The sequence below is a fragment of the Moellerella wisconsensis genome (assembly GCF_022592395.1).
GTDB classification, from domain to species: domain Bacteria; phylum Pseudomonadota; class Gammaproteobacteria; order Enterobacterales; family Enterobacteriaceae; genus Moellerella; species Moellerella wisconsensis.
This window is the reverse complement of the sequence record NZ_CP093242.1, coordinates 3,560,493-3,586,081: the sequence shown is the minus strand read 5'-3', so window position 1 is coordinate 3,586,081 and position 25,589 is coordinate 3,560,493. Positions and strand designations below refer to the sequence as shown.

Annotated in this window: 16 protein-coding genes; 6 read left to right on the top strand and 10 right to left on the bottom strand. The window is 38.0% G+C overall.

All coding sequences use genetic code 11. The features are described from left to right. The first annotated feature begins 906 nt into the window (after window positions 1-906). From rpmH to mnmE, 5 genes are all read left to right on the top strand, one after another. Window positions 907-1,050: a 50S ribosomal protein L34 gene (rpmH, locus tag MNY66_RS15745; RefSeq protein WP_047254778.1), complete on the top strand. Its 144-nt coding sequence runs from the start codon at window positions 907-909 to the stop codon at window positions 1,048-1,050. Between the two features lie 20 nt (window positions 1,051-1,070). Continuing rightward, window positions 1,071-1,430, top strand: coding sequence for a ribonuclease P protein component (gene rnpA / locus MNY66_RS15740; RefSeq protein ID WP_072057311.1), 360 nt, complete (start codon window positions 1,071-1,073; stop codon window positions 1,428-1,430). Further along, window positions 1,394-1,654, top strand: a complete 261-nt coding sequence (gene yidD, locus MNY66_RS15735) for a membrane protein insertion efficiency factor YidD (protein ID WP_047254777.1) — start codon at window positions 1,394-1,396, stop codon at window positions 1,652-1,654. The genes rnpA and yidD overlap by 37 nt, the downstream gene beginning before the upstream one ends. Window positions 1,655-1,656: 2 nt before the next feature. Beyond that, window positions 1,657-3,297: a membrane protein insertase YidC gene (gene yidC / locus MNY66_RS15730; RefSeq protein WP_047254776.1), complete on the top strand. Its 1,641-nt coding sequence runs from the start codon at window positions 1,657-1,659 to the stop codon at window positions 3,295-3,297. Between the two features lie 126 nt (window positions 3,298-3,423). Further along, complete coding sequence (gene mnmE, locus MNY66_RS15725; protein WP_047254775.1) at window positions 3,424-4,788, top strand: tRNA uridine-5-carboxymethylaminomethyl(34) synthesis GTPase MnmE; 1,365 nt, start codon at window positions 3,424-3,426, stop codon at window positions 4,786-4,788. A 189-nt stretch (window positions 4,789-4,977) separates the two neighbouring features. Here mnmE and MNY66_RS15720 read toward each other — a convergent pair whose 3' ends face one another. The 10 genes from MNY66_RS15720 to fdhD all read right to left on the bottom strand — a co-directional run bounded on the left by MNY66_RS15720 (window position 4,978) and on the right by fdhD (window position 22,363). Next, entirely contained in the window at window positions 4,978-5,775 is a 798-nt protein-coding gene (locus MNY66_RS15720) for an energy transducer TonB (protein ID WP_052956352.1), read from the bottom strand. Between the two features lie 67 nt (window positions 5,776-5,842). Further along, on the bottom strand, window positions 5,843-7,096 hold the full coding sequence (locus MNY66_RS15715) for a surface lipoprotein assembly modifier (protein WP_197075980.1): 1,254 nt from the start codon (window positions 7,094-7,096) through the stop codon (window positions 5,843-5,845). Window positions 7,097-7,405: 309 nt separating this feature from the next. Then, window positions 7,406-8,179: a Slam-dependent surface lipoprotein gene (locus MNY66_RS15710; RefSeq protein WP_052956351.1), complete on the bottom strand. Its 774-nt coding sequence runs from the start codon at window positions 8,177-8,179 to the stop codon at window positions 7,406-7,408. Window positions 8,180-8,653: 474 nt separating this feature from the next. Next, window positions 8,654-11,728, bottom strand: coding sequence for a TonB-dependent receptor domain-containing protein (locus tag MNY66_RS15705; protein WP_241501189.1), 3,075 nt, complete (start codon window positions 11,726-11,728; stop codon window positions 8,654-8,656). Window positions 11,729-12,452: 724 nt separating this feature from the next. Beyond that, window positions 12,453-13,238: a Slam-dependent surface lipoprotein gene (locus MNY66_RS15700; RefSeq protein ID WP_241501188.1), complete on the bottom strand. Its 786-nt coding sequence runs from the start codon at window positions 13,236-13,238 to the stop codon at window positions 12,453-12,455. A 904-nt stretch (window positions 13,239-14,142) separates the two neighbouring features. After that, the gene (locus MNY66_RS15695; protein WP_241501187.1) at window positions 14,143-17,223 is read right to left on the bottom strand and encodes a TonB-dependent receptor domain-containing protein; all 3,081 of its coding nucleotides are present in this window, start codon (window positions 17,221-17,223) and stop codon (window positions 14,143-14,145) included. Window positions 17,224-18,329: 1,106 nt separating this feature from the next. Further along, window positions 18,330-19,094 (bottom strand): Slam-dependent surface lipoprotein, encoded by a 765-nt coding sequence (locus MNY66_RS15690; RefSeq protein WP_241501186.1) that lies wholly within the window; start codon window positions 19,092-19,094, stop codon window positions 18,330-18,332. Between the two features lie 474 nt (window positions 19,095-19,568). Beyond that, complete coding sequence (locus MNY66_RS15685; protein ID WP_241501185.1) at window positions 19,569-20,351, bottom strand: Slam-dependent surface lipoprotein; 783 nt, start codon at window positions 20,349-20,351, stop codon at window positions 19,569-19,571. Between the two features lie 157 nt (window positions 20,352-20,508). Further along, window positions 20,509-21,282, bottom strand: a complete 774-nt coding sequence (locus MNY66_RS15680) for a Slam-dependent surface lipoprotein (RefSeq protein WP_241501184.1) — start codon at window positions 21,280-21,282, stop codon at window positions 20,509-20,511. Window positions 21,283-21,532: 250 nt separating this feature from the next. Next, the gene (fdhD, locus tag MNY66_RS15675; protein ID WP_047255882.1) at window positions 21,533-22,363 is read right to left on the bottom strand and encodes a formate dehydrogenase accessory sulfurtransferase FdhD; all 831 of its coding nucleotides are present in this window, start codon (window positions 22,361-22,363) and stop codon (window positions 21,533-21,535) included. Between the two features lie 178 nt (window positions 22,364-22,541). On the opposite strand from fdhD, the gene fdnG reads away from it, so the two are divergent. Further along, the gene (gene fdnG / locus MNY66_RS15670) at window positions 22,542-25,589 is read left to right on the top strand and encodes a formate dehydrogenase-N subunit alpha (protein WP_082120795.1); all 3,048 of its coding nucleotides are present in this window, start codon (window positions 22,542-22,544) and stop codon (window positions 25,587-25,589) included.

Below are 25,589 nucleotides of genomic sequence, written 5' to 3'. Positions count from 1 at the left end.
GTCGGACTCCCCTAAAACAAGATAAATGAAAACAAAGATTATGGATTTAACTACAGATTTAATTACAGATTTAACTATAGAATAACTAATAGGCGCTTATCTTTTGCCATAGACCAGAAAGCAACCTTTGATGTTGTTCAGCGATAGACTTATTGATTTCTATATCTAGTGTATTTCTTTATCTATATATCTAGATCTAGTATCACTAGGTTATCTACCACATTCTGATCTTCTGATCAGCAAGATGACCGTGGATCATAGCGTAAAATCACCCAGAGATCTTCATTCTTTTACACAGTTTTTCAGCTTTTTATCCACAGGTAAGGATAATGCGTTGTTCCTGTGGAGAAAGAGGATACGTAAACTACTCGCAAACTCTATTATCGGCATATAAGGCTTGTATAATTCTGGGGATAACTTTAGATCAAATCTATGAGCGTGTCTGTTAGATCAAAAAAATAAATCTGATCTGGCGATGATCCTTGCGCTTTAAGGTGGAGTCCGTATAATCTTGCACCCTGTATGTCATTACTTAGCTAATGATTGCGAGTTTATTCAGGTTCCGTGTTGCGGTTTTCTTTGGGATTCGGCAGCGAAATCTAATAGATAGCACGTTAGTGAGTTAAGGCACAGGTCTCGGCAGGTTGCAGGGCTATGTTAGAAGGGCAATTAAAATTGAGCCGCTAATAGCAATTAATTGCTGTTAGGTGGTGTTATTGTCAGCCAATCTATAATTAATTACAGTCTGACTGCGTCATTTTATTGACGTGGAGGCTAATTTTTTATTACAATCCTGCCTCTTTCTATATTGATATTGCGATTGAGGTGTCTGGTGAGCATTAATTTCACTGGTTACCCACGCGTTTACTGAATCAGTAATAAATTTAAAGTTAGGTAGAAACCGCTATGAAACGCACTTTTCAACCGTCCATACTGAAGCGTAACCGTTCACACGGTTTCCGTGCTCGTATGGCCAATAAAAATGGTCGTCAGGTTCTGGCTCGCCGTCGTGCTAAAGGCCGCTCTCGTCTGACCGCTTCATCTAAGTAATAAAGCTAGCCATTATCAACGTGGTTACGCTCGCTTTTCCTCGGGAGTTACGTTTGTTAACTCCCAGGCATTTCGATTATGTCTTTAAGCAGCCTCAAAGAGCGAGTTCACCGGAGATAACAATCCTCGGTCGCCTTAATGAGCTGGGGCATCCCCGCATCGGTCTTACCATCGCCAAAAAAAATGTTAAACGAGCTCATGAGCGAAATCGTATCAAACGATTAGCACGTGAATACTTTCGTTTGCATCAACATGAGTTACCTCCTATGGATTTTGTGCTCTTGGTGAGAAAGGGGATAACCAATTTAGACAATCGACAGATAACGGAAGCATTGGATAAGTTATGGCGTCGTCACCGTCGCTTGGCTCAAAACTCCTGATCTCATTGATCAGAGGCTACCAGTTGGTTATTAGTCCAATGCTGGGGCCTCGTTGTCGTTTTAATCCTACGTGCTCTTATTATGGAATTGAGGCATTGCGCAGGTTTGGAATGATAAAAGGGAGTTGGTTAACGGCGAAACGCATATTAAAATGCCACCCTTTACACGCTGGTGGAGACGACCCTGTTCCACCTAAAAAAAACGATGATAATAGAGAACATTAACGATGGATTCGCAACGCAATCTTCTACTCATCGCTTTGCTGTTCGTTTCGTTCCTAGTCTGGCAAGCGTGGGAAGGCGATAACGCCGACCTACAAAACAAGGCGGTACAGACTACACAACAAGCGGATATGCCAAGCAGTGATGCCCAACCGGTAACTCAGAGTGGGCAAGGTAAACTAATCACAGTTAAAACTGATGTACTGGATTTACGCATCAATACGCGTGGTGGTGATATCGATGAGGCTGACTTGTTAGCCTATCCCGCGACACTGGATTCAACAAATCCTTTCCGTTTACTGGAAACTACCCCCGGTTTTATTTATCAAGCGCAAAGTGGTCTGATTGGTCAGGATGGCCCAGATAACCCTGGCTATGATAATGGAATGCGTCCAGTCTACACGACGTCTTCAGACAGCTATGTGCTGGAAAAAGGCCAAGATGAATTACGTATCCCGATGACTTTCACCGGTAAAGATGGCGTTGTTTATCAGAAAACCTATGTTCTGAAACGCGGTAATTATGCGGTTGATGTTGAATACAGTATTCAGAATACTACTGAGCGTCCGTTGAACCTGGCTTTCTTTGGTCAGTTGAAACAAACCATCAACTTACCGAAAGAACGCGATACTGGCAGCAGCAACTTTGCGTTGCATACCTATCGTGGTGCAGCTTATTCATCAGATGAAACTAACTATAAAAAATATAGTTTTGGTGATATCGAAGATAAGAATCTGAATATTTCGACTAAAGGTGGCTGGGTCGCCATGTTGCAACAATATTTTGCAACAGCATGGGTGCCTGAAAGCAAGGAAACCAGCACTTTTTATACTATCGATTTAGATAAAAAATCCGCGATTATTGGTTATAAGAGTTCACCCATCTCAATCGCTGCGAATGGTACCGGTTCTTATGGCTCAACATTGTGGATAGGCCCTGAAATTCAGTCAGAAATGGCTGAGGTTGCGCCTCATTTAGACTTGAGTGTTGACTACGGTTGGTTATGGTTTATTTCTCAGCCGCTGTTTAAATTACTGAAATTTATCCATGGTTTCGTTGGAAACTGGGGTATTGCGATTATCATCATTACCTTTATTGTGCGCGGTATCATGTACCCACTGACTAAAGCACAATATACGTCAATGGCCAAAATGCGTTTATTACAGCCGAAATTGGCTGCGATGCGTGAGCGTATTGGTGATGATAAACAGCGTATGAGCCAAGAAATGATGGCGATGTACAAAGCTGAGAAAGTAAACCCACTTGGTGGTTGTTTACCTCTGCTTATTCAGATGCCGATCTTCTTAGCCCTGTATTACATGCTGATGGGCTCGGTTGAATTACGTCAGGCGCCATTCTTTGGTTGGATACAAGACTTATCAACACAGGATCCTTATTATATCCTGCCTGTTCTGATGGGTATCACTATGTTTGTTATCCAGAAAATGTCTCCGACAGCGGTAACTGACCCAATGCAGCAGAAGATCATGACCTATATGCCGGTTGTGTTTACTATCTTCTTCTTATGGTTCCCATCAGGTCTGGTTCTGTATTATATCGTGAGTAACTTGGTGACCATTCTTCAGCAGCAGATTATTTATCGTGGTCTGGAAAAACGTGGTCTTCATAGTCGCGGTAAAAAATAGTCACAGTGTAATTGAGTCCAAGACTTAGCGACACCAAGACATGAAGTGTTATATTTAAGGCGGTCATTAGACCGCCTTGATTATTTTTAAAGATAAATTTAGCCAAATATTATTTAGAGAGACACTATGCAAACCAACGATACAATCGTCGCACAGGCAACACCACCCGGCCGTGGCGGTGTTGGTATTCTTCGTGTATCTGGCCCTAAAGCGGCAGCCGTTGCTGAAATTGTTTTAGGCAAAATACCCAAACCTCGTTATGCAGATTATCTACCATTTAAAGATGAGAATGGTACTACGCTAGACCAAGGGATAGCTTTATATTTCCCCGGCCCTAATTCATTCACCGGCGAAGATGTTCTTGAACTGCAAGGGCATGGTGGACCAGTTATTTTAGATTTACTGCTGAAGCGTATTTTATCCATCAATGGATTACGTATCGCGAATCCGGGAGAATTCTCTGAGCGGGCATTTTTAAATGATAAACTCGATTTAGCACAAGCCGAGGCTATTGCTGATTTGATTGATGCTAGCTCAGAACAAGCGGCGCGATCAGCGATGAATTCATTGCAAGGTGTTTTCTCTGGCCAGGTTCATCAGTTAGTCGAAGCGTTAACGCATTTACGTATTTACGTTGAAGCTGCGATTGATTTTCCAGATGAAGAAATTGATTTCTTATCCGACGGTATTATTGAAGCTAAATTAAATGAAGTGATTGCTGAACTGAATACTGTTCGTTCCCAAGCGCATCAAGGAAGCCTATTACGTGAAGGAATGAAAGTGGTGATTGCCGGACGCCCTAATGCCGGTAAATCCAGTCTGTTGAATGCGCTCGCGGGCAGAGACGCCGCTATCGTGACAGATATTGCTGGAACCACTCGAGATGTTTTACGAGAGCATATTCATATTGATGGTATGCCATTGCATATTATCGATACCGCCGGTTTACGCGAATCGACAGATAAAGTAGAGCGCATTGGAATTGAACGGGCATGGCAAGAAATAGAACAAGCTGATCGCGTATTATTTATGGTCGATGGTACAACGACTGATGCGATTGAACCCGAAAAAATCTGGCCTGAATTTATTGCCCGTTTGCCCGAGTCTGTACCGGTGACTGTTATTCGCAATAAAACTGATATTACGGGGGAGGTCAGTGGCTTTACTCAATTCGGTGATTATTCACTGATCCGTTTATCGGCACGTGAAGGCGAAGGGATTGAATTGCTGCGCGATCATCTAAAAGAAAGTATGGGCTTTGAAAGTAATACCGAGGGCGGTTTTTTAGCTCGCCGTCGTCATTTGCAAGCATTAAATGTCGCAGCTGAGCATTTACAGGGTGGATATCAACAATTAGTCGTTGCGCGCTCGGGTGAACTATTGGCAGAAGAATTGCGTTTAGCACAGCAGGCATTGAGCGAAATTACCGGCGAATTTAGTTCTGACGACTTATTAGGTCGAATATTCTCTAGTTTTTGTATCGGTAAGTAATCAATTTTTATATCTTTCTAGCAATGATAAACAGCATGATGACTCAATGGTTATCGTTGCGCTTGGCTCCCTCCATTTATGTTTAATGGTGGTGAGCCTCTTTTCTATTTTGATTAATGGCCGTGCTAATTTCAAACAATATCCATTCTAATCAATTTCAAATAACCGTAATCTCAATCTGTAATAGCCTCAATCCAAAGAAAATACCATATTAAAGCTAAGGATATCTTTAACCTCTGCAGGTTTATCACCAATCGAGCGATATTTATAGACGGCATCGATAGCGGCTTTGTCGAGTAGTTCATAGCCTGATGATTTAGCCACGTTTATATTCGATAATGATCCATTATTAGCGACCGTCATCTCGATCATCACCTTACCTTGATAACGTAATCTTCTGGCTTTCCTTGGATATTGCTTATGTTTCTCAATTTCACTTTTTAATTTTGAAATATAGCTGTTGGCTGTTGAACCTTGATGCCCCTGAATATTATCTTTACCCGGGATGGTATTTCCGCTAATAGTACTGATTTCATTGCTACCGGCCAGTTGTTGTTGACTATCCTTTTTTGGGGTCATTTTTTTGGGTTGTTTTATGGGTTTCTTTTTATCATCGAGTTTCTTTTTTATCGCGGCTTTTGGGGGCGAAAAGTTATAAGTTCCATTTACTGGAGACAGTGGAATAGAGATGTCTATATCTGTGACCTCCTTTTCTATCGGCACTAACGATTGTGCGAGCAATAGGATAGAGGTGATAGGCGATTGTATGCCTTGTTGCATCGGGGAATCGATCCGTTTGGATGTTGGGGTAATGAAGAAAACACCAAAAATAGTGATATGCAGAGTGATAGCAAGTAGCCCCCAAAGCAGTAATTTTGGCGAAAAAAAGGATGAGCTAATGTAATGATGCGTGCAAAATTGCAGCATAGCCTTTTTCAAGTCAGCATTCGTCAATATAGTATTTTTCAATGTAGTATCCTTCGACATATTACCCTTCGATATAGAACCCTTCGGTATAGTACTCTTACGGGTTTAATCAGCATGGCCGAATAAATTATTGAAATCGACGTTCAAAAAATAGCTGAACATGATTCCGCCGATGGCTATACAGCCAATCAACATTACTTTTTATGTAATGATGTGAAAATGCTAATGTCGGTGTAAAACCCGCCAGTTGCCAATGTTTAGTTTTAATCTTTACGTGGACTCCAACTCCGCGATCTCGTCGCTTAGTTTGTAAGATAGCATTGAAGTTTTGGAACTTTTGCTGATACCAACTGACAGAAATATTAGGTTCAACGTAAGGAATCGATTGCCAGTCAACGCCGGTAATAAATTGAATTTGATGATGATCCTTACTGGTATCTCGATGATAGTGATGCGAAAACTCAGTCAGTTGGAAAAAGTCACCAAAGAACAGCGGCCGAGTAATAATTAGCTGATGGTAAAAATGTGAGCCGTTAGCATATGGATTATTCGGGATGCTTAGCTGCTTTATTTCTTGTCCTGCAATGAGTAACCATTGGCTTGCTTGGCTCGGTTGCCATATTCCGCCCCAGCGGATCCCCACACCATAATTGTGTCCAGTAATACCACTATTTTCATAATATATTTTAGGCCCGATATGCAGTTGATAGCGTGGTTGCTGGTATTGGTAACGTGAATATATCTGGGTAGATAGCTCATTATATTGTGGCTCATTAACATATTGTTTATGGTTAATAGAAAGTTGATTGAGCCAGACATGTGCAGGATGAATATTTTTTTGATAGCTTAGTTCAGTTCGTAAGAAAACTCCTTGTGCTGAATCTTGTTCTGTTGCCGTCCATTTCTGTAAACATAACCCAGAGGTAAGATGTTTTTCTGTACATATTGAATCGCCATCAGCCGTTTGATTGATATTATCTTGATATTGATAACCGATAGCTATTTGAGCTGAAAATGGATTACGGGTATTAGTATGCTTATATTTCGGAGTGCTCAATAAATAGCGTAATCTTTCTTTAATTTTCTCCGGTATATTTGGATGGGATAATAATTCATTTATTAATTCTTTTGCTAAATTTTGATTTTTGTTTTTTAAATATATTGTAATGAGTTCTAACTTAGCACGAATAAAGTCTGGTTGATAATGAATTGCTCTATTTAGTAAATTAATAGCTTCTAAATTATTTTTTTGCTCAAAGGCTAGCATACCCTGTAAAAAATAATAAAGGCTATTCTCTTTTCCAATATTCCTTTCAATTTCAGAAGAATAGTCATTAACAGCAGACCAGTTTTTTTGATTGACGGCTTGAAATACAGACACTTGAAAATCCTTTTCATTATGGCTGTTAATTACTCCATGACAATAGGCCAAGTTTAATGAATTTAAGAATAATGTAAATAGTAACAACTTTAATCGATTAAATTTAGTCATCTTTTTAACTTTATGAGTTAGATAAAAGAAAACACCGAGAAAATCTCGGCGTTTAGTTAGTTAATCTATTATTTAGATATTGATAAATATACGCCAATATTTTACATTTTTAATTATTCTCACCGAGAATGATTAAATAGATAGTTATAATATAAATTTAATGAGCAGATAAAAATATTATCTGGTTAGTGATAAAGCTTAATCTTGTTTTTTACCAGCAAAGCTGGTGTCATATTGGCTATTATTTTTAAAAGTAGCAATACCGGCTAAAGCATCAGCTTGATCATTAAAGAAATGACCTTCTGAATTACCAATATAGTTATTATTATTATGAGTCATTATTGTGTTGCCAGAAAATTGATTGCTACTATCAATAATAATGGCATCAATATTCAAGGATAATTCGTTGTTAGCTAAATCACCTTGTAAGGTATTTTTGGCAAAGTCAGCAGTTAGTTGACCTGTAACTGGTCCCGCTTGGTGACTGTTATAGCTTATCCCTTGAGTGGTATAGATAGCGACACCTTCAGTTGGCATATTAGTCGTAGTATTTTTACCGGTATAATAAACATTGCGGTAGTCGGCGTCCTCAGATTGATATGTCCATTCACCGTAGTAAATTTCGTCATTATCTAGCTTAGAAAATCTATAGGCACCAATATTAGTATGAGTCCCGGGGCGGCGTACAAGAGAACTGTCATAGATATCATGTTTATCGGTGGGCATGGTATAAAACAGTGAATTTAGCAGGCCTTTAAAGGCAACTCTCAGGCCATTACTTTTTACTGAGACGCCAATCGCAGGGGAACCTAAAGCTGCGGGATGAACCCATGAGGAACTTTCTGAGGGACCGATATTAATAAATACTAATTGGTCATCTAGATCGGCTGATTTATTAAACCCTAAATCTGCATAAGCTAAATTCGCACAACAAACGGTACTTAATATAACAATGGATTTTAATAATTTCACTTCAATATCCTTATTGAAATTTAATATTAATTAGAAACGAGCAAATGTGATTATATTAATTTTCTGTGGTTTTTACACCCTATCATTCAATCTAATCACTCGATATAACAGGAGGTTGTTTGGGAATAAGATGAGCATATACTAGCTTTTTAATCGGGTAAATGATAATTTTTAATATTATTAAGTTTCCACCAATTTTATTTATTTTAACTTTAATAATTGTTGTTTATTCAATGAGTTAATTTGTTTGTTTATGTTTTAATTTTATTCTGATGTGTTTTTTGGATTTTATTTTTAATTGATAATGTAATTGGTTTTATAAATGATTTTTTCATTTTTTTAAATTTATCTTATTATTATGGTTATTATTTGACATTAATAAACTAAAGTAATTCCTTACAAATATACTGGATTATAAATGTGATCCTTTGGCTATATTAATAGGCAGCCAAAGGATCACTAAAATTAATCGTCCTAGAATTGGCTGCTTAGCGATAATTTAAACGTTCGCCCCGGCGCTGGCATCATTGAGCGAGTTAATGGGTCAAGATAATATTCATCTAACATATTACTTCCTACTAATTCCACTGACGTATCTGCAGTTATCTGATAACTCATATAGGCATCGACAGTAAATATGGGGTTCCAGCGTAGAGGATTATTGCTAAAGCCAGCAAAGGCGCTGGGTAAGCGTTTTTGTAAATCGGCTTCATCTTTATTGACCACTTTGCTGTGATAGATAAATCGGTTACCGAGCGTTAATTTTTCATCGAATAAGCGCAGACCAATATTGGCATAAAGTGAATATTTTGGTGGCGTCGATGTGCGTAAAAAACCAGCAGGATAACCGCCATCAATACAATTTGGGATAGGTAATTTATTAAACATATTAATTGCGATGTAGGAATCTTCATCACAGACTTTTGTTTTTAAATTATAACTGGCGCTAACATCGCTGAAAAATAATCCATTATCATAGCGTGCTTGTAATTCGATACCTGATATCAGTTGTTTATCCATTTGAATAGTTTGAGATAAATAATTTCTTTCGAACACATTTTCTATCTGCATATCATAATAAGTTAATTTAATATCAGCATGATGTTGAGTTTTTAATAGCTGCGATAAATTATAGACGCTGCCTATTTCTACTGTTTTTGAACGTTCGGGCTTAAATTGATTTTTAGGTTTATGGTAGCGCTGGCCAGCTATATTACCGGTATCCTCATACAGAGATGGCATACGAATAGTTTCTGCATAACGCAGATACATGCGCCAGTCGTCGGTCAGATCTAAAGAAGCCGAAAGTACCGGTGCCCAATCCCATGCAGTGCGTTTGGGGAGGGGTTTTTTAGGGTTTATAATTCCGCGTTTATGGGTAAAGTCTAATAGAGGTTTGCCTTGATGGGCTGATGCAGCCACTTTATAAATATCGATATTCTGCTGGCTAATCGGATCATATTGCTGCTGATTAATATCAATTTCACCGGTATAAAAAGGATTATCCTGTTTATTTAGTTGTCCGGTAAGTTCATCGACAGACTGAATAAAATTGATATTGTGATAATTCAGTCCTGTTGCTTTATCTTGCACGGATTTATTTATATAACTGTATTGTTTTTGTAGGTTATTGGTTTCTAGTGATATTTGTTGCTGCTGTTGTTTTATGGCTTTTATTGCATGTTGTTCTTCGGTGGTCGCGTTTCGATTTTCAGCGCGTAATTTAGCTTGCTGCTGCCGTACTTGCCCAAATAATGATAAGTTTTGTTTTTGTAGTTGCTGATAGCGTTGGTAAATTTCACTTTCTTGTGGGGTGAATAATCGCTGATATTTACTGGATAAGGATATTCGCTCAGGGCTTGGAGTTACTTGCGTGTCTGCCGCTGCTCGGCGTTTATTGATGAAATCATCGATTGACCAATACGCATTATATTGAATACCGGCATTAATAGTGAGGCGTTCTAGTGGTGTCCAGGCATAATTAATTCCAAGGTGATATTCTTGGCGTCGTCCTTCGCGTGGAGGCCAAAAGGTATTCACGGCATAGCCGCTATTATAGGGATTCACATTAGTCATTTTTTCATGTTGAAAACGCGCAGACAGGGTAAGTAAGTTCTGACGAGTTAGGCGAAAGTCATTTTTTAGGTCAATTCCCCAACGATTATTATGCGTATGATTACTTACGCTATCAATTAGGCTGCCATCTTTACGTGGATCTTTGATACCTTGAATTTGATGCATAAAGTCAACTTCTGTCGGATAACGAGGAAATCCGCCTGCGGTATTAATTTTGCTATCCGTATTATCAAACCAGATGCTGCTGTGAAGATTTAAAGCTGAATATTTTTCTGAACGAATCTTATGGTTAATACTGCCGGCTTGCTGTACGACTTGGCCTTCAGGCCATTGTGGTAGCAAGCCATTTTCGGGCGCGAAATTTGCGAGTCGAGAAGGCATTATATCGCCAAAATAGAGCTGAGTTTTTCGTAGTGTGAAGTTTAATTGTTGCTGATCGCTAATACGCCAATTATGTTTTATTAATAATGTATCGGCAGTATTGGAGGTATTTAAGACTTCATGACCGGGCTGATAAACATTGGCGGCAAAGGGTAAAAAAGGATCGGGATGATATTTAGCTGAATCCGGTCCTAATTTTCCACTATAACTATCTCTATCTTGCTCAGTAAAAGGGGCGCTATATCCCTTTGCACCACGGTGACCACTAGCAAAGTTACCGTTAGTTCGATGGCTATAGGCGAGCATAAAATCAAATAATTCTTGACGAAAACCGACAGCAACACGATAGGAATAGCTATTGATCCCGTGTAAAACATGTTCATTTCTATTGTGGGTGCGGATATTGATATCTTTATCATTAAAAGTATAGCGATCGAATAAATCGTGAGTAGTATCTCGATAATCTTCGCCATAAATCAGCTTGGCTAATCTGGGTTTAACGGCATTATTGCCTACTTCAGTTTTTACATTAATACCAAATTTATCACCAGATTTAACCACATCATTGATATTAATCGTTTTTATAGCAATACCACCACCGATAGAGCTGCGCATATTTTGTGATAATGAGGGGCCTTTTTCTATATCTACACTGCGAATAATATTTGGGTCGAGGTAATTACGGTTATTCGCGCCATAATAGCCTCGATAAGCGGTAATGGCTTGCTCTGTTCCATCGATGGTGACGGGGATGCGACCTTGCCCTTGAACTCCTCGAATATTAGGATCAATCGCTCCCCCATTACGGGTCTCACCGCTGAAAACACCGACTGTTCCTTTAAAGATATCACCGGGGGAAGTTCCTTTAAATCGTTCAATCTGTGTTTTTCCAATGTAGCTATTAGATATATCTTTATCGTAAATCTGGTCAGCCGCAGAATTTTCATCTGTGGTTATTTCTTTAATATTAATATTGCCAATAGATGTTTTAGATTGTTCGACTATTGCCGTAGCATGGGCATAAGGCGCTGATGTGAGTAATAAGGAAATCGAAATTGCCAGATTAGAATAACGGGTACAAAGTTGAGACATGGTATCCTTACCTTTTTGTCTATACAGTGGTGTGATGAAGTTAAGTAATATTTATAATGATGATATATCCGGAGCTTAAAAATAATCCCAGTATTTTATTATGGGATTATTTTAAGCAAAGAAAATATACATATGATCTTATAAATATCACCTTATAAAGTACGGGTTTATTTGGTCTATATTGTTTTTTTATTAAAGTACAGGCCTATTTTACCGGTTAAATAAAAATAGAATGCAGGAATATCGACTGTGGATAATAGAGGGGTGAATATTTGGCTTAAGAAATTAATAGCATTCAAATTATATTTTGAATTTAATTCAGGCATTTGAAAATCCTTTTCATCATGGCTGTGAGTTAGTTTATGCATAAGTTAAGGTATCAATTAAGTTGCGGAGTTTAATCAATTTTTTAGTACGGTGTAAAGAGTAAATATTCTTGAATTTGAAATTATTTCTGGGGGAGATATTTATTGAACATAAAAATTAAATGAAAAAACACCGGAGGAATAACCGGTGTTGAGATAAATCATTTCTCAGAATATATTGGCTTATTGGTTTCAATATTTATTTGAAATTTAGTAAGTCAAATTATAATTATAGTACAACTACCATATAATTGTTTTTTTCACCATTAACTCAGTTAACTACTCGAATTATTCGAACCACTCAAACTACTCGAATAATTCGATACTGAATATATAAAGTTAGATTATTTAAAATGAGATTATTGTTTCTTCCCAGAGAAACTTGAATCATACTCTCGGGCACTATTAAAAGTCGCTATACCGGCAAGGGAGCTGCCTTGGCTATTAAAAAAGTGCCCTGTGGTTTCGCCATTATGAGTGATTGCATCGTGTTGCATAATTGCATCCCCTTTAAAATGGCCTTGATCACTGGCTATCTTTGCCTTGATATTTAATGCTAATTCGGCGTTGGTTAAGTCGCCGATTAAGGTATTGCTAGCAAAATCTGCGATTAGCTCACCGGTGATTAAGCCATTTTCACTGTAACCCGCACTAATCCCTTGGGTAGTATAGGTGGCACTGCCTTCTGTAGGGAGGTCACTAGAGACCTGTTGCCCTGCATAGTATATATTACGGTAGTGTTCTTCACCTTCTTGATACGTCCAGTCACCAAAGTAAACGTCTTCGTCAGCTACTTGCCCAAAGCGGTAGATACCAATATTATTATGGTAGGGAGGTACTAATGATGAGTCATGAATACCATTACCATCTTTCGGGATAAAACTTAATCCTTGAAAAGCAATTCTTTTTCCGTCCGCTAAAAGTGAGATACCTATGCCGGGAGAGCCAAGTGGAGCGAAGTGTTTAGGCGTATTTACTTCTGAAGGACCGACGCTAATAGTAACTGTTTGTAGGTCTACGTCGGGTGATTTATCAAAGCCTAATGCGGCGTGAGCTAAAGGGGCCGTAATGAGAGTGCTTAAGATGACGGCTATATTTACTTTATTTATTTTAATATCTCTATTCATTGTAATATCCTTATTCATTGTAATATCCTTATCTATTTTAATAGCCATTTAAATATTTTTGTTTAATATTTTAATGGATGGTTGTTGCGTTAATTAAACTATATAAATCATATAAACTATATAAAAATAACTTATGATTTCTATATGTGTGATAACTTCTATGTTTTCTATCACATTATTTATTATATCATTTATATTTTACGTGTTATCTATGTCTCATTTTTTATTTATGATCTATAGACTTGTTAGGGTTTATATTATTTTTTTGATTCATGTTTTTCCTTGTTTCAATACACACTCTGTTTTATAGGGTTATATGTTTAATGAACTAATATGTAATTGCATTTTTTAGGTATCTTGTTTTTATAATAAAACCAATGATTGGTAAAATTGTTGTCTTTATATTCAATATTAACTTTATTTTAATGTTAACATTAATACTAGTTTTAATTCTTCCCTTTATTTCACCGTTTCATCTGTAAGGGTAATTTATTGTTTGGTTATTCTTGTGGGTTGATGTAAGAAAGCATATACCGATTTTTTAGCAAGGTAAATAGTTATTATTAACTACTTTGTCCTAGTTGATCGTTTAATTTTCTAAAAGTTTATTAGTGGATTGTAATATAAAGAGTTTAATATTTTATTTTTTATTTCATGCATATTTAATGTTAATTTAATATATAAGTTTTTGCTGTATTTGTATTTTATATTTGAATTTATTTCCTTTGATTTTCAATTGATTGAAGTTTTATTTTTGGGGATTAGAATAGCGATTTTAATTGAAATAATTAAATAGAGTATTATTTATATTAAATAGGTATAAGGCTGTACCGAAGTACAGCCAGAAAAACTAACAATACAAATGAATTACTAGTGGGGTAATTAAAATGTTTTTACTGACTATAATTAGAGATGAAATTAATTAAAACTGACTGGTAATAGATAATTTAAAGGTCCTCCCTGGGGCTGGCATCATCGAGCGAGTGAGTGGATCTAGATAATATTCATCTAGCATGTTGGTACCAACTAACTCAATAGAGGTATCTGGAGTAATTTGGTAGTTAATATATGAATCAATGGTAAAAATAGGGTTCCAGCGTACTGGATTATTATTGCTACCTCTAAATAAGTTTGGAATTATTGTGCTCAAATAAGTTTCATCTTTATTTACCACTTTACTGTGATAAATAAAACGGTTACCTAATTTTAATTTTTGGTCTAAAAGTCGGATCCCTAGATTAGCATGAATCGAATATTTAGGCGGGATTGACGTTCGTAATGATCCCCCAGGATAACCCCCATCAATACAATCTGGGATCTTGAGTTTATTGAATACATTCATGGTAATGTAAGAGTCTTCATCACAGACTTTCGTTTTTATATTATAACTTGCGCTAAGATTACCAAATACTCTTCCGCTGTCATAGCGTGCTTGCAGTTCAATGCCGGAAATCAACTGCTTATCCATTTGAATAAACCAGCCATTGGTGGTGCGTTCAAACACGTTGTGTATCTGCATATCATAATAACTGAGCTTAATATCTGCGCGGTGTTCGGTATTCACTAAAGCAGAAAAATCATATACGCTACCAAACTCAATGGTTTGTGAGCGCTCGTTATCAAATTGATTCTTAGCTCTAATAAATCGTAGGCCGCTAATATTGCCGGTATCTTCATACAGTGAAGGCAAGCGGACCGCCTCGGCATAACGCAGATACACTCGCCAATGATTGGTAAGCTCTAAAGAGGCTGAAAGTACCGGGGCCCAAGCTGATGCTTTGCGTTTTGGTTCTTTGGTCATCAACTTGGCATTTAGAGGATTGCCATCATCAAGACCCAAGCTATAATCCAAAATATTACCGGTTCGATTGCTTAGTGGATTAACAATATAGCGGTTGATTTTTTCGCCAGTGATAGGATGGATGACTTTTTCATTAATATCTTTTTTGCCGTTATAAAAAGGGTTTTCTTCTTTATGCAACAGTCCAGTGGTCGAATTTACGCTAAGTTTTAATTTAACGTCACGGTATAATAAGCCTGTGCCTTTATCTATGCGAATGCTACTGAAGTACTTATAGCCGTATTTACGATCCATATCATGATATTGCTGTTCGATTTGTTCGGAATATTTTTTTTCTTCGGGAGCCGTGGATTTTTTACCAAAGGATACTCCAAAATAAGCCTTACGTAATGTTTTATATTGGGTATAAATAATGCGCTCTTCTGGTGTTAATATTTCTTTATATTCCGCAGTTACCCCAATCCGTTCGTTTAAGCGTTTTGTCCCTTCTTTTCCTTCGTCAATGCGGTTGTTAATGAAATCATCTACTGACCAATAGGTATTATATTGTAAACCCGCGGTGAGATTGAGCCGGTCTATGGGAGTCCAAACGTAATTCATACCAAAATGATACTCTTGTCGGCGACCTTCACGCGGCGGCCAAAAAGTAAATACTCGATAGTTGCTATCACTGGGATGCGCACTAGTCATGCGCTCATTTTGAAAACGCCCAGAGAGGGTCAGTAAATTCTTGGCGGTGAGGCGGAAATCATTTTTTAGGTTGATCCCCCATCGATTATTATAGTTATGGCTACTAGATGTCTCAATCAGGCTACCATCCATGGAAAGATCTTTCGGAGTAACCTTATCATATAATGTATCATATTCAGTCGGATATCGTGGGAACCCTCCCCCGGTATTTAGTTTGCTATCCGTATGATTAAACCACAGATTGGCGCGAAAATTCAGATAGGGATAGTTATCTGATAATGCTTTATAGGTAATATTGGCGACGCGCTGCGCTACTTGGCCTTCTGGCCATTGCGGTAATTTATTTACGTTGGGGGCAATAAAATACAGCCGTGAGGGCATGATATCGCCAAAATAAAGTTGGGTATGGCGATAGCTAAAATGAAGGGCTTGTAGATCGCTAATACGCCAATTATGCTTGATTAATAGCGTGTCCATGGTATTTGATGTATTGAGCACTTCATGGCCGGGATAATAAACATTGGCGGCAAAAGGTAGAAAGGGATCTATTGGGGCTGCGATAAAATACTCGACACGTCCACTTTGGCGTATTTTTTCGGTAAAAGGCATGCTGTAGCCATCCGCGCCCCGATGGCCACTGGCAAAATTGCCATTTTTACGGTGGCTATATGCCAGCATGAAATCAAAGCGATCTTGCCGAAAACCGAGAGCCACACGGTAGGCGAGATCATTGACCCCATGCAGAACGTATTCATTTCTATTGTGAGTGCGGATATTAATGTCTTTATCATCAAACATATAGCGGTTAATCAATTTATGATCAAGATCGCGATAATCTTCGCCATAGATTAATTTGGCAAATCTTGGTTTGATGGAGTTATTGCCAATATCTGTTTTAACATTAATGCCAAAAATATCGCCTTTTCTTACAACATCGTTAATATTGATGGTTTTTATTGCAATGCCCCCTCCTATGGATGAACTAACATCTTGAGATAACGACGGGCCTTTTTCTATTGCTATACTGCGGATCATATTTGGGTCGAGATAGTTTCGATTACTGCTACCATAATAACCTCGCCAAACGGTAATCGCTTGCTCTGTACCATCCACGGTAACAATTACACGTCCTTGCCCCTGAACACCACGAATATTGGGGTCAATCGCGCCGCCATTACGGGTTTCACCGCTAAAAACACCGACTACGCCTTTAAACATATCGCCGGGAGATACGCCTTTAAAACGTTCAAATTCTTCTTTCCCGATATAGGAATTGGCGATATTTTTATCGTAAACATTGTCATAGCCCGTGGCATCTTGATCAGATTGGTCGGAGACATCAATATCACCAATAAACGATTTTTGTAGCGATTTTTTCGCCGGGGGTATTTCCTGTTTATTATGTGATTTAGAACTCACGATCGAATTTTCGGCATGGGCATAGGGCGCGGTTGATAGTAACAGTGAGATTGATATTGCAAGCGTGGAATAGCGCATACAAGATTGTGACATGGTATCCTTACCTTTTAGTCAAAGCTATCTTATGGCTTATTGAATGTTTTATAATAAGGCTAAAAAACAGTAATGCCTTATCCCGTCGGTGGCCAGTGAGCCAGTAGCGACATTATTTATTTTCTAGTAATCTGTTGTGATGAATAATATTATAGTTAATTAGTTGTTATTCTAAGTCTAATTTTAACTATCATCTACTCTGCACTTTTAAATTTTAATTCTGCCGCGATTAGTAACAAAACATTAATGTTGATGGAATGTAATCATTACAATATTGATTTTCAAGACTATTTCTCTCTAATAAATAATTTGCTCTGATATTTAATATTTTATAAATTTGCTCATGAGTTAATATGTCAAAATAGTTCATTTTGGGTAGTTTGATAACTTGGCATTTTAAGGTGAATAGAACTATCCCATGACTTAAGTAAGGTGAATATAATGTACATCGGTCTAGTTGCTTTGAAAATCTAATAGTTTTTGAATTATATTTATGGCTATTTTTTCTACGGCTATAATTAATGGTGTTATCATATAATACAGGCATTTTAAAATCCTTCTCTGTATGGCTGTTAATTAAGTTTTAACGCTGAATGAAGTTTAATCTTTTTTTTAATAATGTAAATAGTTATAAAATTTATTGATAATATTTAATTACTATTTAAATATTATCATTAAAACCAATGAAAATGCTGAGCTACTTTTCTTTTTTTTTGTTGTTAGTTATTATAATCCTATATTTTACAACATCTTGGTATAATAAGTGTTGATTTGAATTTTATTTTTTTATACTTTTCTTGACTTAAAATTGATAACTTTTATTTGATGATTTCATTATGTGGAAAAAATGATCCGTCTTATTTTTGTTTTATAATATGAGTTTTATTGATTATATGATTTAAATTATCGTTCTATTTAGATGATGTTCTAATTATTATTAAATCAATATTTAGTTATGTTGTTATTATATTGATAATTATTTAAATGATTTATTTTTAGTATGCTCGATTTATATATAAAGATACCGAGGGAATTCCCCCGGTATTTATTGGGTAAATTGATACCCTTATTTGATTAAAGTAATTATTCTTTTTTTATGGACAATATTATTGTTTTTTACCCGCGAAACTCGCGTCATATTCACGATTATCTGTGAAGGTGGCAATTCCGGCTAAAGAGCTGGCTTGGTCATTAAAGAATTTGCCAGATGTATCGCCGGAGTATTGATTACTGTCGTGGCTAATTTTAGCGGCTCCAGCAAAGGTGGCACTATTATTAGTGATAGCAGCATCAATATTTAATGTGAGCGAACCATTAGTTAAATCACCTTGTAAGGTATTTTGTGCGAAATCTGCACTCAGTGAACCCATAATAGGGCCATTTTCCGCATAACCCGCACTAATACCGGAGGTTGTATAAATAGCGCTACCTTCGGACGGCATATCCGTGGTGATATCTTGGCCTGCATAATAAACATTACGGTAGGCAGTATCGTCTTGCTGGTAAGTCCATTCACCAAAATAGATTTCTTCATCATTTATTTTAGCGAAGCGATAATGACCAATATTACCATGAGGGCCAGGAACTAATGACGTATCGTACATATTATAAGCATCTTGTGGCATGGTATAACGGGGTGAACTAATAAGTCCTTTGAATCCGATTCTCATTCCATCGCTTTTTGCCGAGACACCAATACCCGGCGAACCTACAGGTGCAGGATGGAAGGTGGAAACACTCTGTGATGCGCCAACATTGATGTTTATTGATTGATCAGCGATATCTGCGGATTTATCAAAACCTACTTCGCCGTATGATGGCGCCATAAAACCTAGACTGCTTAGAATAATGACTGAGTTTAATAATTTCATTTTAACATCCTTATTAAAATTAATTGTTAATTTAATAATTTGAAGAATGGAATTATACAGGCATCTAATATTTATATATCCATGAATAATGTTATTAGATATATTCCAGTGATTGCTGTTTATCAGCAAGATTGAGCATATACCGGTTTTTAAATAAGGCAATCATTATTTTGTGTTTTTTTTCTTTATTTTGATTATTATTTTTTGTTGTTTTTAGTTTATTGTATTTAATATGTTTTTTTATTTTGTGTTTGTGATTTTTATTTGTTTTTTATTCATGTATTATATTTTGTTTTTCTGGCATTTGTGTTTTTCAATCACTATTATTATAAGTTGAAGTATGAATTAATTTAAATTCATATAATACATGTTATTTATTTTTTATTAAGATGGCCTTATTTGAAATATAAAAATACCGAGGTTCTTCTCGGTATTAGCTAGTTTATTATTCAATTTTAATAATAAAAAGTTATATTATTTTTTACCCGCGAAACTCGCGTCATATTGACGATTATCGGTAAAGGTGGCAATTCCGGCTAAAGAGCTGGCTTGGTCATTAAAGAAATGCCCTGAGGTATCGCCGGAGTATTGATTACTGTCGTGGCTAATTTTAGCGGCTCCAGCAAAGGTGGCACTATTATTAGTGATAGCAGCATCAATATTCAGAGTGAGCGAACCATTAGTTAAATCACCTTGTAAGGTATTTTGTGCGAAATCTGCACTTAGTGAACCCATAATAGGGCCATTTTCCGCATAACCCGCACTAATACCGGAGGTCGTATAAATAGCGCTACCTTCGGACGGCATATCCGTGGTGATATCTTGGCCCGCATAATAAACATTACGGTAGGCAGTATCGTCTTGCTGGTAAGTCCATTCACCAAAATAGACTTCTTCGTTATCTGTTTTAGCGAAGCGATAATAACCAATATTATCCTTCATTCTTTCAATATTGCCATTCATACTTAAGATTAATGATGTATCGTACATATTATGGTTATCTTGTGGCATGGTATAAAATATTGAATTGATAACTCCTGCAAAGCTAACTCTCTCACCATTTATTTGTGTAGATACGCCGATAGCTGGTGAGTTTATCGGGGCAGGATAGTAAATAGAAAGATTCTGTGATGCGCCAACATTGATGTTTATTGATTGATCAGCGATATCAGCGGATTTATTAAAACCTACATCGCCATATGATGACATAATAAAACCTAGATTGCTTAGAATAATAATTGAATTTAATAATTTCATTTTAACATCCGTATTAATATTAATATTAATATTAATTATTAACTTAATAAGTTAAAGTATATAGCTGTACAGGAATCTAATATAGCTATACGGGCATCTAATATAGCTATAATCAGTATTATTAGATATATTCCAGTTTTAATAATAAAAGGTTATATTATTTTTTACCCGCGAAACTCACGTCATATTGATGATTATCGGTGAAGGTGGCAATTCCGGCTAAAGAACTGGCTTGGTCATTAAAGAAATGCCCTAAGGTATCGCCGGAGTATTGATTACTGTCGTGGCTAATTTTAGCGGCTCCAGCAAAGGTGGCACTATTATTAGTGATAGCAGCATCAATATTCAGAGTGAGCGAACCATTAGTTAAATCACCTTGTAAGGTATTTTGTGCGAAATCTGCACTTAGTGAACCCATAATAGGGCCATTTTCCGCATAATCCGCACTAATACCGGAGGTCGTATAAATAGCGCTACCTTCGGACGGCATATCTGTGGTGATATCTTGCCCTGCATAATAAACATTACGGTAGGCAGTATCGTCTTGCTGGTAAGTCCATTCACCAAAATAGACTTCTTCGTTATCTGTTTTAGCGAAGCGATAGATTCCAATATTTTTGAGACTGGGATCTGTAAGAGCTAATTCGGTATCATAATTATTATATTGATCTTTTGGTATTTCATAGTACGGCGAGCTAATTAGTCCTTTAAAGCTAACTTTAGTGCCATTCTCTAATATAGAGATTCCAATTCCTGGTGAATTTAATGGGGCAGGATGGGTATCTGAATTAATTTGCGAAGGACCGACAGCAATCTTTATTGATTGGTCAGTTATATCTGCCGATTGATTAAAGGCTAACTCAGCATAGGCAGTATTAAAAACACTAAATAGACTTAAATTAAAAATTATTAATTGTTTCAATAATTTCATTTTAATATCCTTATTAAAAATTGTTGTTAATGTGAGTTTATTAATAGATATGTTTGTATGCTGATCAGCAATGTCCTAACATGACTGTGATTGGTTAATAACACAAGATATATATATGTCTTATTGTTTATTGTTTTTTATTACGGGAAACTAATTAATATGCTTTTTATTTTAGTTAAATAAAAAGCTGCCATCACTGGCAGCCTAATAGCAAAGGATATTTGGCTCTGAAAGTTATATTAACTAGAAATTAATCAGTTAAGCGTTGAGCATGCGTTAAAATGGTTGCACGGCCTTGGCGGCAAAAAGCCACTAATGTTAAATTACTTTTTTCAGCGACTTCAATGGCTAAAGCTGTCGCGGCGGAGACCGCAAATAAAATCTCAACTCCACAACTCGCTGCTTTTTGTACCATTTCATAGCTTGCACGGCTGGAAACAAGAACTGCGCCTTGCTGCCAATTTAATCGTGATTTCATACCTAATAGCTTATCTAGCGCGACGTGGCGTCCTACATCCTCACAGCCCGCGGTTAATTCTCCATCGGAGGTTATCCATGCAGCAGCATGAGTACAGCCGGTTAAAGCACCGATTTCTTGTACTTTACTGAGTTGAGAAAGTGCTTGGTCTAATTGGGATAATGAAAATTTTTGAGTAAATGGTAGCGGTTCAATTGGCTTAAATATTTCTGATAATTGTTCTGTACCGCAGATACCACAACCTGTACGACCGGCCATATTCCGGCGATGTTGTTTTAATTCCATAAAACGACGACTAGATAATTCAATATTGACTTCGATACCGCTATTACAGCTTGGAGAGAGATCAATTCCGCGAATTTCTTGGCGAGATTGAATGATCCCTTCAGAAAGTGAGAAACCTATCGCAAAATCTTCTAAATCTTTTGGGGTAGCCATCATGACCACATGGGATATACCGTTGTAGATAAGTGCAACGGGTATTTCTTCGGCAACCCAATCAGTTACATCAGAGCCAAGATGGTCTTTTTGTTGCACTTTTGTTTGATTCGCACCCACGATTTTCACATCAGTTAACATTTTTTTTCTTTTTGTATCATCCACAAGATGAATTCCTTTGCTTAATCATACATAATATTAATATGGGTAAAATGAATTTACACCATTTGTCAGGCAATGAACCTGATCACGCTAGGGAAGACGTTGAATAAGAATAGCATTCACCCAAGAAGTATTTTAGGTATTTCTGGTGAATATGAGCAATGTAAATAAGGAGATCCCCATGCAAGTCAGCAGAAGGCAGTTCTTTAAGATCTGTGCTGGCGGTATGGCGGGTACTACGGCAGCAGCATTGGGTTTTGCACCCTCTACTGCGTTAGCATCAACACGTCAGTATAAATTACTGCGTGCGCGTGAAACCCGGAATACCTGTACGTACTGCTCTGTCGGTTGTGGACTGTTAATGTACAGCCTAGGCGACGGTGCAAAAAATGCCAAAGAGAGCATTTTTCATATTGAAGGTGACCCGGATCATCCGGTAAACCGAGGCGCGCTTTGCCCGAAAGGGGCAGGTCTGATCGACTTTATTCATAGTGAAAGCCGACTTAAGTATCCCGAAGTTCGTGAACCAGGAACCAATGAGTGGAAACGCATTAGTTGGAATGAGGCGTTTGATCGTATCGCCAAACTAATGAAAGAAGACCGTGATGCCAATTTTATTAAACAAAATGATGAAGGCGTTACCGTTAACCGCTGGCTAACCACCGGTATGCTTTGTGCATCTGCCGGCAGTAATGAAAGTGGTTTTGTTTCCCAGAAATTTACCCGCGCTCTCGGCATGCTTGCCGTTGATAACCAAGCGCGTGTCTGACACGGACCAACGGTAGCAAGTCTTGCTCCAACATTTGGTCGCGGTGCGATGACCAACCACTGGGTTGACATTAAAAACGCAAACCTGATTGTCGTTATGGGCGGTAATGCGGCAGAAGCGCATCCAGTCGGTTTCCGCTGGGCGATGGAAGCTAAAATCCATAATAACGCTAAATTAATTGTAATCGATCCTCGTTTTACGCGAACGGCCTCAGTCGCGGATTTCTACACGCCGATACGTTCTGGTACCGACATTACTTTCTTATCAGGTGTTATTAAGTATCTGATGGAAAACGAAAAGATTAACCGTGAGTATGTCGAAGCATATACTAATGCCAGTCTAATTGTTCGTGATGATTATTGGTTCGAGGATGGCTTATTCAGTGGTTATGATGCTGAGAAACGTCAGTATGATAAAACTACCTGGAACTACGAGCTTGATGAGAACGGCTTCGCAAAACGCGATACAACGCTGCAACATCCACGTTGTGTATGGAATCTATTAAAGCAGCATGTTAGTCGTTATACCCCAGAAGTCGTCAATAATATCTGTGGTACACCAACAAAAGATTTCTTACAAGTCTGTGAATATATTGCAGAAACAAGCGCTAAAGATAAAACAGCCTCATTCCTTTACGCATTAGGATGGACTCAGCACACTATCGGTGCTCAAAATATCCGTACCATGGCGATGATCCAATTATTGCTGGGTAATATGGGTATGTTGGGTGGTGGTGTTAACGCATTACGTGGTCACTCTAACATTCAGGGACTGACGGATTTAGGGCTATTATCACAAAGCCTACCGGGCTATTTGACGTTACCTTCAGACCAACAGACGACGCTTGAAAGTTATTTGGCCGCTAATACGCCAAAACCAACCGTTAAAGGCCAAGTTAACTATTGGGGCAATTACCCGAAATTCTTCGTCAGTTTAATGAAAGCGTTTTATGGCGACAAAGCGCAAAAAGAAAACGATTGGGGCTTTGATTGGTTGCCTAAATGGGATCAGGGCTACGATGTATTGCGCTATTTCGAGATGATGAATAAAGGCGAAGTGAATGGCTATATTTGCCAAGGCTTTAACCCTCTAGCCTCATTCCCGAACAAAAACAAAGTGATTAAGTCATTATCTAAGTTGAAATTCTTAGTGACTGTCGACCCATTGAATACTGAAACCTCTAACTTCTGGCAAAATCACGGCGAAATGAATGACGTGAATCCAGAAGAGATCCAAACCACAGTATTCCGTCTGCCGTCTTGTTGTTTTGCAGAAGAAAATGGTTCGATTGTAAACTCGGCGCGTTGGTTACAATGGCACTGGAAAGGTGCGGATGCCCCGGGCGAAGCTATCAGTGATGCGGAGATTTTGTCAGGTATTTTCCATCGTATGCGTAAGCTATATCAAGCTGAAGGTGGAACCACGCCTGAGCCTGTGCTGAACATGACTTGGGATTATTTTGACCGCGATGCACCGACACCGGAAGAAGTGGCGCAAGAAAATAACGGCTATGCATTAGTAGATTTGAAAGATGCAAATGGCAATATTATCGCCAAAAAAGGTGAGTTATTAAGTACCTTTGCTCAATTACGCGATGATGGGACAACCTCAAGCGGGTGCTGGATTTTTGCCGGCAGCTGGACACCGCAAGGTAACCAGATGGCACGTCGCGATAATGCCGATCCTACTGGTTTAGGGAATACATTAGGCTGGGCGTGGGCATGGCCATTAAATCGTCGTGTTATCTATAACCGAGCGTCGGCAGACCCGATGGGTAAACCATGGGATCCTCGTCGTCAGATTATGGAATGGAATGGTGAAAAATGGACGGGAATGGATGTCCCTGATTACAGCAATGCGCCTCCGGGCAGTGATGTGGGTCCATTTATTATGCAGCCTGAAGGTATGGGCCGTCTGTTTGCTATCGATAAGATGGCAGAAGGACCGTTCCCTGAACACTATGAGCCGATTGAAACGCCAATAGGCACCAATCCACTGCATCCGAATGTGGTTTCTAACCCGGCTGCGCGTGTGTTTAAAGACGATTGGGCGCAAATGGGTAAAGCTGATAAATTCCCTTATGTCGGAACAACTTATCGTTTAACCGAACACTTCCATTACTGGACAAAACATGTGTTGTTGAATGCAATTATTCAACCTCAGCAGTTTATCGAGATTGGTGAGCGCTTGGCCAACGAGAAAGGGATTAAACAAGGCGATACGGTAAAAGTTAGCTCGAAACGCGGCTATATTAAAGCTAAAGCAGTAGTGACCAAGCGCATCAAAACGTTGACGGTTGATGGTCGCAATGTGGATACCATTGGTATTCCGATTCACTGGGGCTTTGAAGGTGTCGCGGTGAAAGGCTTCCTTGCGAATACTTTGACGCCATTTGTGGGTGATGCCAATACACAAACGCCTGAATTTAAAGCATTCCTTGTCAATGTGGAAAAGGTGTAA

Bases quoted from the DNA above. Each gene is read 5' to 3' on its own strand.
- rpmH (WP_047254778.1), top strand. From the start codon at position 907: ATGAAACGCACTTTTCAACCGTCCATACTGAAGCGTAACCGTTCACAC.
- yidD (WP_047254777.1), top strand. From the start codon at position 1,394: ATGGCGTCGTCACCGTCGCTTGGCTCAAAACTCCTGATCTCATTGATC.
- yidC (WP_047254776.1), top strand. From the start codon at position 1,657: ATGGATTCGCAACGCAATCTTCTACTCATCGCTTTGCTGTTCGTTTCG.
- mnmE (WP_047254775.1), top strand. From the start codon at position 3,424: ATGCAAACCAACGATACAATCGTCGCACAGGCAACACCACCCGGCCGT.
- MNY66_RS15720 (WP_052956352.1), bottom strand. From the start codon at position 5,775: ATGTCGAAGGATACTACATTGAAAAATACTATATTGACGAATGCTGAC.
- MNY66_RS15705 (WP_241501189.1), bottom strand. From the start codon at position 11,728: ATGTCTCAACTTTGTACCCGTTATTCTAATCTGGCAATTTCGATTTCC.
- MNY66_RS15700 (WP_241501188.1), bottom strand. From the start codon at position 13,238: ATGAATAAGGATATTACAATGAATAGAGATATTAAAATAAATAAAGTA.
- MNY66_RS15695 (WP_241501187.1), bottom strand. From the start codon at position 17,223: ATGTCACAATCTTGTATGCGCTATTCCACGCTTGCAATATCAATCTCA.
- MNY66_RS15690 (WP_241501186.1), bottom strand. From the start codon at position 19,094: ATGAAATTATTAAACTCAGTCATTATTCTAAGCAGTCTAGGTTTTATG.
- MNY66_RS15685 (WP_241501185.1), bottom strand. From the start codon at position 20,351: ATGAAATTATTAAATTCAATTATTATTCTAAGCAATCTAGGTTTTATT.
- MNY66_RS15680 (WP_241501184.1), bottom strand. From the start codon at position 21,282: ATGAAATTATTGAAACAATTAATAATTTTTAATTTAAGTCTATTTAGT.